9 protein-coding genes are annotated in these 8,626 nt (G+C 65.0%); 4 read left to right on the forward strand and 5 right to left on the reverse strand.

Features of this window, described 5'->3' with window-relative positions; translation table 11 throughout:
- The 4 genes from FFS27_RS23475 to FFS27_RS23490 form a co-directional block, all read right to left on the reverse strand.
- A partial coding sequence (locus tag FFS27_RS23475; protein WP_137952237.1) for a cyclic nucleotide-binding domain-containing protein occupies positions 1–581 on the reverse strand: 581 nt, incomplete at its 3' end.
- Between the two features lie 89 nt (positions 582–670).
- Positions 671–2,326, reverse strand: coding sequence for a cation acetate symporter (locus tag FFS27_RS23480; protein ID WP_003091546.1), 1,656 nt, complete (start codon positions 2,324–2,326; stop codon positions 671–673).
- The gene (locus tag FFS27_RS23485; RefSeq protein ID WP_058133457.1) at positions 2,323–2,634 is read right to left on the reverse strand and encodes a DUF485 domain-containing protein; all 312 of its coding nucleotides are present in this window, start codon (positions 2,632–2,634) and stop codon (positions 2,323–2,325) included. The genes FFS27_RS23480 and FFS27_RS23485 overlap by 4 nt, the downstream gene beginning before the upstream one ends.
- Before the next feature lie 217 nt (positions 2,635–2,851).
- On the reverse strand, positions 2,852–3,709 hold the full coding sequence (locus tag FFS27_RS23490; protein WP_021265067.1) for a glycine betaine ABC transporter substrate-binding protein: 858 nt from the start codon (positions 3,707–3,709) through the stop codon (positions 2,852–2,854).
- Between the two features lie 292 nt (positions 3,710–4,001).
- Between FFS27_RS23490 and FFS27_RS23495 the strand changes: the two genes are divergently transcribed.
- From FFS27_RS23495 to FFS27_RS23510, 4 genes are all read left to right on the forward strand, one after another.
- On the forward strand, positions 4,002–4,223 hold the full coding sequence (locus FFS27_RS23495) for a DUF2061 domain-containing protein (RefSeq protein WP_003091551.1): 222 nt from the start codon (positions 4,002–4,004) through the stop codon (positions 4,221–4,223).
- Positions 4,224–4,365: 142 nt separating this feature from the next.
- On the forward strand, positions 4,366–5,727 hold the full coding sequence (locus tag FFS27_RS23500) for an alpha/beta fold hydrolase (RefSeq protein WP_003091553.1): 1,362 nt from the start codon (positions 4,366–4,368) through the stop codon (positions 5,725–5,727).
- A 3-nt stretch (positions 5,728–5,730) separates the two neighbouring features.
- On the forward strand, positions 5,731–6,534 hold the full coding sequence (locus FFS27_RS23505) for an MlaA family lipoprotein (protein ID WP_021265068.1): 804 nt from the start codon (positions 5,731–5,733) through the stop codon (positions 6,532–6,534).
- Positions 6,535–6,673: 139 nt separating this feature from the next.
- Positions 6,674–7,531 (forward strand): pirin family protein, encoded by an 858-nt coding sequence (locus FFS27_RS23510; RefSeq protein ID WP_003109175.1) that lies wholly within the window; start codon positions 6,674–6,676, stop codon positions 7,529–7,531.
- A gap of 63 nt (positions 7,532–7,594) precedes the next feature.
- Here FFS27_RS23510 and FFS27_RS23515 read toward each other — a convergent pair.
- Positions 7,595–8,626 (reverse strand): patatin-like phospholipase family protein (locus tag FFS27_RS23515; RefSeq protein ID WP_137952238.1); only part of this gene is annotated, 1,032 nt, incomplete at its 5' end.

An 8,626-nucleotide genomic window follows, 5' to 3' on the forward strand; every position in this document is an offset into this window, starting at 1 on the left:
GTGCGGGTGACGATGCCGAGCTCGGGCCCGTCCCTCTCCAGCCGCACCAGCAGGGCATCGGCGCCGTGGCTCAATTGCAGGCGCGCGGCGTCGCCGAGGGACAGCGAGGCCTCCACCTCCAGCGCCGGCAGCAAGTGCTCGCGGGCGATGCGGGTAAGGATGAACTCGGCCAGGTTCTGCCCGTCGCGCTGGGCCAACTGGCGCTTGGCCGCCAGGTCGGCCTGGAAGAAGCGGGCGAACCCCGGGTTCTCCCCGCACAACTGGTGGAAGCAACTGGCCGGCAACTCGTAGACGATGCTTTCCTCGATCGCCAGGTAGCGGTGCTTGCTGCTGCCGGAGAACAGCCCGCGGACGTCGAACAGGTCGTCCGCGGCGTATTGGGCGAATACCCGCCCGTCGTCGCCGCGCTCCTCGACCACGCCCTTGAGCAGGACGAACAGCCCGGGGACCGCCGAACCGGCCTCCAGCAAGGTTTCCCCCGGCGCGTAGTAGCCTACGCTGAGGGCCTGCTTGAGGGTCTCGCGCTGATGGGGACGCAACTGGTCGAAGGGCGGCGAGGCGAAGTTGAAACTGTCAGGCATGGCTCATCTCGCTGTGACCGGGACGCTGAAACGAAAGGCGGCGGACCGGAAACCCGGCCGCCGCCTCGGGCTACGCCTTCACGTAGCGCTTAGTGGGCCACCGCGCCAGAGGCGCCCAGGCCGGTCTGGGAACGGATGAACTGCGGGAAGAAGCGCGCCCGCTCCTCGTCGGCCGCCGCCGACTTGTCGGTGATGGAGAAGAACCAGATACCGACGAAGGCGACGATCATCGAGAACAGCGCCGGGTACTCGTACGGGTAGATGGCTTTCTCGTGGCCGAGGATCTGCACCCAGATGGTCGGGCCGAGGACCATCAGGCCCACCGCCGTGATCAGGCCCATCCAGCCGCCGATCATGGCGCCGCGGGTGGTCAGCTTCTTCCAGTACATGGAGAGCAGCAGCACCGGGAAGTTGCAACTGGCGGCGATGGAGAAGGCCAGGCCGACCATGAAGGCGATGTTCTGCTTCTCGAAGAGGATGCCGAGCACGATGGCGACCACGCCCAGGGCCACGGTGGTCATCTTCGAGACCCGCAGCTCGTCCTTCTCGTTGGCCTTGCCGCCCTTGAACACGCTGGCGTACAGGTCATGGGAGACGGCCGAGGCCCCGGCCAGGGTCAGCCCGGCGACCACCGCGAGGATGGTGGCGAAGGCCACCGCCGAGATGAAGCCGAGGAACAGGCTGCCGCCCACCGCGTCGGCCAGGTGCACCGCCGCCATGTTGTTGCCGCCGATCAGGGCGCCGGTGGCGTCCTTGAAGTCCGGGTTGGTGCTGACCAGCAGGATCGCGCCGAAACCGATGATGAAGGTCAGGATGTAGAAGTAGCCGATGAAACCGGTGGCGTAGAACACGCTCTTGCGCGCTTCCTTGGCGTCGCTGACGGTGAAGAAGCGCATCAGGATGTGCGGCAGCCCGGCGGTGCCGAACATCAGCGCGAAGCCCAGGGAGAATGCCGAGATCGGATCCTTGACCAGGCCGCCCGGACTCATGATCGCCTCGCCCTTCGGATGCACCTTGATGGCTTCGGAGAACAGCGTGCTGACGTCGAAGTTGACGTGCTTGAGCACCATGATCGCCATGAACGAGGCGCCGGAGAGCAACAGCACGGCCTTGATGATCTGCACCCAGGTGGTCGCCAGCATGCCGCCGAACAGCACGTAGAGCACCATCAGGATGCCCACCAGGACCACCGCGACATGGTAGTTGAGGCCGAACAGCAGCTCGATCAGCTTGCCGGCGCCGACCATCTGCGCGATCAGGTAGAACGCCACCACCACCAGCGAGCCGCAGGCCGACAGGGTGCGGATCTGCTTCTGCTTGAGGCGGTAGGAGGCGACGTCGGCGAAGGTGTACTTGCCCAGGTTGCGCAGGCGCTCGGCGATGAGGAAGAGGATGATCGGCCAGCCGACCAGGAAGCCGATCGAGTAGATCAGGCCGTCGTAGCCGGAAGTGAAGACCAGCGCCGAAATACCCAGGAAGGATGCCGCCGACATGTAGTCGCCGGCGATCGCCAGGCCATTCTGGAAGCCGGTGATGCGGCCGCCTGCGGCATAGTAGTCGGCCGCCGAGCGGTTGCGCTTGGATGCCCAGTAGGTGATGCAGAGGGTCGCGCCGACGAAGGCGACGAACATGACGATGGCCGAGACGTTCAGCGGCTGGCGCTGCACGTCGCCGGTCAGCGCGTCGGCCCAGAGGGCCGGAGCGAAGGCCGCAAGGCCGAGCGCGGCAAGGAGACGAGCGATCATTGCTGCGCCTCCTTGAGGATTTCCTGGTTCAGGCTGTCGAACTCGCCGTTGGCGCGACGCACGTACAGGCCGGTCAGGATGAACGCGGCAAGGATCAGTCCGACACCCATCGGGATGCCCCAGGTCACGGACGAATCGGGATTGATACGCGCGCCCAGCAGCTGCGGCTGGAAAGCGATCAGCAGGATGAATATCACGTAGAGGCCAAGCATGATCGAAGAAAGTATCCAGGCGAAACGCTCTCGCTTGGCCACCAACTCCTTGAAGCGCGGATTGGTATCAATCCGCTGGTAGATGCTGTCGTTCATTGTTTTTATCCTCACAGCGGGGTGACGCGGAATGTCGTCGATATCCACTGTAGGACGCTGGTGCAAGCGCTCCAGACGACTTTAGTCGTAGCGTTTCGCCAGCCGCTCTAGACCGGTATTCCCGGGCCTTCCGGCAGATTCCGGAGCCAGCCTTCGGCAAGGAAAAACGCCGTGCCCGGTTGCCCGGGCACGGCGTTCCCCAATCGAACCAGCCGTGCTACTGCACCCAGTCCTTGACCCGTCCCGGGTTGGCCGCCACCCACTGCTTCGCCGCATCCTCGGGTTTGGCGCCCTCCTGGATCGCCAGCATCACCTGGCCGACCTCGTTGCCATCCTTCCAGCCGAACTTCTTCAGGAATTCCCAGACCGGCTTGGCCTTGGCCTCCAGCGCCGGGTTGGCGACGGTGTCGACATGCTCGGTATCGCCATAGACCTTCTTCGGATCGTCGAGGAACTTCAGCTTCCACTTGGCGAACATCCAGTGCGGAATCCAGCCGGTCACCACCACCGGCTTCTTCTCGTTCTCGGCACGGGTCAGCTCGGCGATCATGCCGCTGCCGGAACTGGCCACCAGCTTGTAGTCGAGGCCATATTGCTTGATCGCCTCGTCGGTCTTGATCATCACCCCGGCGCCGGCATCGATGCCCACCACGCGGCCGCCGAAAGCGTCCTTCTGCGCCTGGAGGTCGGCGATGCCGTTGGCGCTCACGTATTCGGGGACGATCAGGCCGATGCGTGCGTCCGGGTAGTTGATGGCAAGGTTGACCACCTTATCCTTCATCTTCTCGTAGTAGGCACCGTGGGTGCCCGGCAGCCAGGCCGAGAGCATGGCATCGAGCTTGCCGCGCGCCACGCCCTGCCACATGATCCCCGCCGCCACCGGCATCAGCTTCACCTCGTAGCCGAGTTTCTCGCGGATCACCTCGGCGGCCACATGGGTGGTCGCCACGCTGTCCGACCAGCCGTCCACGTAACCGATGGTGATCACCGGCTTGTCCGCCGCGGCCGCCATCCCCACCGCCGCCGACATTGCCAGGCCCGCACTCCAGCACAACAGTCGTCGCATCATTCGCATCAGACGTACCCCTTGTTCTATGCCGCCGGGGACGCTCCCCGGCGGTCGCGGCACTCTGCGGTGCCGCCGTCCATCATCGGCGCGCCCGGACGGCGGACTGCTCTGAGAACGACACCCATCGCACCCGATAACGACATGTCCCGAACTGCGCTGCGGCCCTCAAAGGATGTGCTCCGCGACGGTGCGATCGAAGCGCTCTATGCTCTCGATTGGACAGGCCGATTTCCGCTTGGCCGGCCGCCTGGATAGGCTCCCTACAAAGAGGAACGATTCTCGTTAAAGGAGAGCCACCATGCTCAAGACCCTGACTTTCACCGTCATGCATTTCATCATCGCCTTCAGCGTGGCCTACGCGCTGACCGGCAGCATAGCGGTCGGCGGGCTGGTGGCGGCGGTCGAGCCGCTGTGCAACTCGGTCGGTTTCTACTTCCACGAGAAGATCTGGAAACGCTTCGAGAAAGACGGCGCGCCGCGCCCGGCTAGCGCCCACGGCTGGCTGCACCGCCACGCCTGAAGGGATATTCGCGAGGCACGGCAAGAGGCGGGAAAGACCGATTGGAACGCTGGCTGCAATAACCCACTGCACTACTGAGGCTTGCAGTTGTCATAGCGGCAGTATATTCACTCAGTACTTTTCCCTCGAAGGGATTCCCCCGATGCCCCACTTCCTCCGTTTCGCTGCCCTGCTCGGCGGCCTCGCCCTCGGTTGTGCCAATCTGGCGCAGGCCCGGGACGTGGACGCCGCGAGCTACGGCTATCCACTGACCAACCCGTTCGAGGCGACCATCGCCACCACGCCGCCGGAACTGCGTCCCGAGCTTCCGCACAGCGAGGACATCGACCAGAAGGACTACAGCCTGAAATTGCGCCCGGAGCGCGAGTTCGCCCTGCCGGACAACTTCTGGCCGGTGAAGAAGCTGCGCTACCGCCTGGCCCGCCAGGATCATGCGGCGCCGCTGATCTTCATCATCGCCGGGACTGGCGCGCACTATGCCAGCAGCTACCCGGAATACCTGAAGAAGCTCTTCTACCAGGCCGGCTACCACGTGGTGCAGTTGTCCTCGCCGACCAGTTGGGACTTCATGGCCAGCGCCTCGCGCTTCGCCACACCGGGCTTTTCCAGCGACGACGCCGATGACCTGTACCGGGTGATGCAGGCGGTGCGCGCGCAGCAGCGCGACCTGCCGGTGACCGACTATTACCTCACCGGCTATAGCCTGGGGGCGCTGAACGCCGCGTTCGTCAGCCACCTCGACGAAAGCCGCCAGAGCTTCAACTTCAAGAAGGTGCTGCTGCTCAATCCACCGGTGAACCTCTACACCTCGGTGAGCAACCTCGACAAACTGGTGGAAACCCAGGTCAAGGGCATCACCGACTCGCGCACCTTCTACGAGGTGGTGCTGAGCAAGCTGACCCGCTACTTCCGGCAGAAAGGCTACGTCGACATCAACGACGCCATGCTCTACGACTTCCAGCAGTCGAAGCAGCGCCTGAGCAACGAGGAAATGGCCATGCTGATCGGCACCTCGTTCCGTTTCTCCGCCGCCGACATCGCCTTCACCTCGGACCTGGTCAACCGTCGCGGCCTGATCACCCCGCCGAACTACCCGATCAACGAAGGCACCAGCCTGGAGCCCTTCTTCAAGCGCGCGCTGCAGTGCGACTTCGAGTGCTACATGACTGAGCAACTGATCCCGATGTGGCGAGCCCGTTACGACGGCGGCAGCCTGACCCAGTTGGTCAACCAGGTCAGCCTCTACAAGCTGCAGGACTATCTGCACGACAGCCCGAAGATCGCCGTGATGCACAACGCCGACGACGTCATCCTCGGCCCGGGCGACCTCGGCTTCCTTCGCCGGACCTTCGGCGAACGCCTGACCGTCTATCCCTATGGCGGTCACTGCGGCAACCTCAACTACAAGGTCAACGCGCAGGACATGCTGGACTTCTTCGCCACGCCCGCCGCCGGACAGACCCAGGTCGCCAGCGCGGCCCTCACCCAGCAGGCAGGAAACTGATCGATGAGCCGAACCGCACACTGGATGTTCGCCCTTCTGCTGAGCGCAGCCGCCAGCGCCCAGGCCGACGAGGCCGCCGCGCCGGTCGAAATGCCGCCACGTCAGCTCGACGGCGACGGTTTCAGCCGTCCGCTGGACCAACTCAAGTTCAATCCCGGCCTGGATCAACGCGAATTCGAGCGCGCCACCCTCGACGCACTGAACATGTACGATCCCTGGGAATCCTGGAACCGCCGGGTCTACCACTTCAACTATCGCTTCGACGAGTGGGTGTTCCTGCCCGTGGTACGAGGCTACGAGTACGTCACCCCGCACTTCGTCCGCAGCGGCGTGAGCAATTTCTTCGACAACCTCGGCGACGTGCCCAACCTGCTGAACAACCTCGCCCAGTTGAAGGGCAAGGCGGCGATGGAAACCACCGCGCGGCTGCTGTTCAACACCACCTTCGGCGTGCTCGGCCTGTGGGACCCGGCGACCAAGATGGGCCTGCACAAGCGCAGCGAGGATTTCGGCCAGACCCTCGGCTTCTACGGCGTGGGCGGCGGCCCCTACCTGATGCTGCCAATCCTCGGCCCGTCCAACCTGCGCGACACCGGCGGACTGGTGGTGGACTACGTCGGCGAATACCAGGTGAACTACCTCAACGTTCCCCAGGCCAGCGGCGACCACCCGGAGATCACCGCCCTGCGCGTGGTGGACAGGCGCTACAACACCAGCTTCCGCTACGGCCAGATGAACTCGCCGTTCGAGTACGAGAAACTGCGCTACATCTATACCGAGGCGCGCAAGCTGCAGATCGCCGAGTGAGACGAAGAACCGTCGCCCTGTGCGGCGGTTTCTTTTCCTCATAACGATTCAATAAATCGATAGGAATTACATAAAACTCGCAACCATATATCGACCAGAGAGGACTATCATCGAGCCATACACGAACCAGGAGGTTCCCATGACCCGCTACCGTGATGTCCTCGAACTGCATACCGGCCACCCCGCCTCCGATGGCGCCGGCGTCCGCCTGACCCGCGTGATCGGCGGCCCGTCCCCGGAACGCTTCGATCCGTTCCTGATGCTCGACCAGTTCGATACCCAGAACCCGGACGACTATGTCGCCGGCTTCCCTTCGCACCCGCACCGCGGCTTCGAGACCGTGACCTACATGCTCGAAGGGCGTATGCGCCACGAAGACCACCTCGGCAATCGCGGCCTGCTCAAGCCCGGCGGCGTACAGTGGATGACCGCCGCCCACGGCATCATCCACAGCGAGATGCCGGAACAGGTGGAAGGCGCGATGCGTGGCTTCCAGCTGTGGGTCAACCTGCCGGCGAAGAGCAAGCTGGCTCCGGCCGGCTATCGCGATATCGAGCCGGAAGACGTGCCGCGCCTGGAAACCGCCGGAGGCGTGAAGGTCACGGTGATCGCCGGTCGCTTCGACGACGGCCAGGCGCAGCAGATCGGCGCCGTGGAAAGGCCGGACACCGAGCCGCACTACTACGACCTGCAACTGCCTGCCGGCGGCCGCATCGCCCCGCGCCTGCCGGACGGCCATCGCGTGCTGCTGTACGTCTACGAAGGCAGCCTGACGGTGGAAGGCGAACGCCCGGTGGAAATCGCCACCAATCGCCTGGCTCGGCTGTCCGAAGAAGGGGAACTGAGCCTGCGCAGCGAAGCCGGCGCGCGGGTACTGGTGCTCGCCGGCAAGCCGTTGCGCGAGCCGATCGTCCAGTACGGTCCGTTCGTGATGAACAGCCGCGAGGAAATCGAGCAGGCGCTACGCGACTATCGCGACGGTGTCCTGGCCGTCTGAGCCGTGCGCGAGCCGCCCTTCGGGGCGGCTTTTTCCTTCCGCCTGTCCCGTCCTGAATAAGGTTTACCGCTCGATCCGCAGGAAGCGCTCCAGTTCCGCCCGCTTGCCCATCGCATCGTGGTAGCCCAGTTCGATCAGTTCGCTGCAATAGCCGCGCTCGAACAACAGGTAGCTCAATACCCCCGCCCCGCTGGCGCGGGTCGCTCCGGGACCGCGCAGGAAAAGCCGCAGCACCCGCGACAGCTCCCGGTAGTGCCGCGCGGCGATCTCGTCCAGCGGCCGGCTCGGCGACACCAGCAATACCTCCACCGGCTCCAGCCCACCCGCCTGGCGGCGCACCTCCGGCGCCACCAACTGGCCGATCTGGTTCATCCGCTGCAACTGCTCGATGTCGCCTTCCAGGCTGTCGATGAAGGTGCTGTTCAACAGGTGGGCGCCGATCTGCGCCAGGCTCGGCGGTCGGTCGGACGGCGGCAGGCCGGTCATGGCACTGTCGCCACCGGTTGCCGGGTTGCCGCTGACGCCGATCACCAGCACCCGCGTGGCGCCCAGGTGCAACGCCGGGCTGATGGGCGCCTGGGAACGCACCGCGCCGTCGCCGAAGTATTCGCGGTTGATCCGCACCGGCGGGAACAGCAGCGGGATCGCCGCGCTGGCCAGCAGGTGCCGAAGCTCCAGGCGGGTGGGAATGCCCAGGCGCCGATGGCGTACCCAGGGATCGATGGTCGCGCGCCCCTGGTAGAAGGTCACCGCCTGCCCCGACTCGTAGCCGAACGCGGTCACCGCCACCGCGCGCAACTGGCGCTGGCGCACCGCCGCATGAATCCCGGAAAAATCCAGCTCACGTGCCAGCAGCTCATGCAACGGCCGGTTGTCCAGCAACGCCACCGGCACCCGCCGCCCCAGGCCGAGCAGGCTATGGCCGAGGAAGCGCGAGGCCTGGCGCGTCACGCCCGGCCAGTCGCTGCGATAGACATGTTCGGTGCGGAATCCCTGCCAGACCGCGGTCAGGCGCTGGATCGCCTGGCGGAATTGCAGGGCGCCGCAAGCCAGGCCAACGGCGTTGATGGCGCCGGCGGAGGTACCGACGATGAC

The sequence above is a fragment of the Pseudomonas sp. 2VD genome (assembly GCF_005503585.1).
Taxonomy (GTDB): Bacteria; Pseudomonadota; Gammaproteobacteria; order Pseudomonadales; family Pseudomonadaceae; genus Pseudomonas; species Pseudomonas aeruginosa.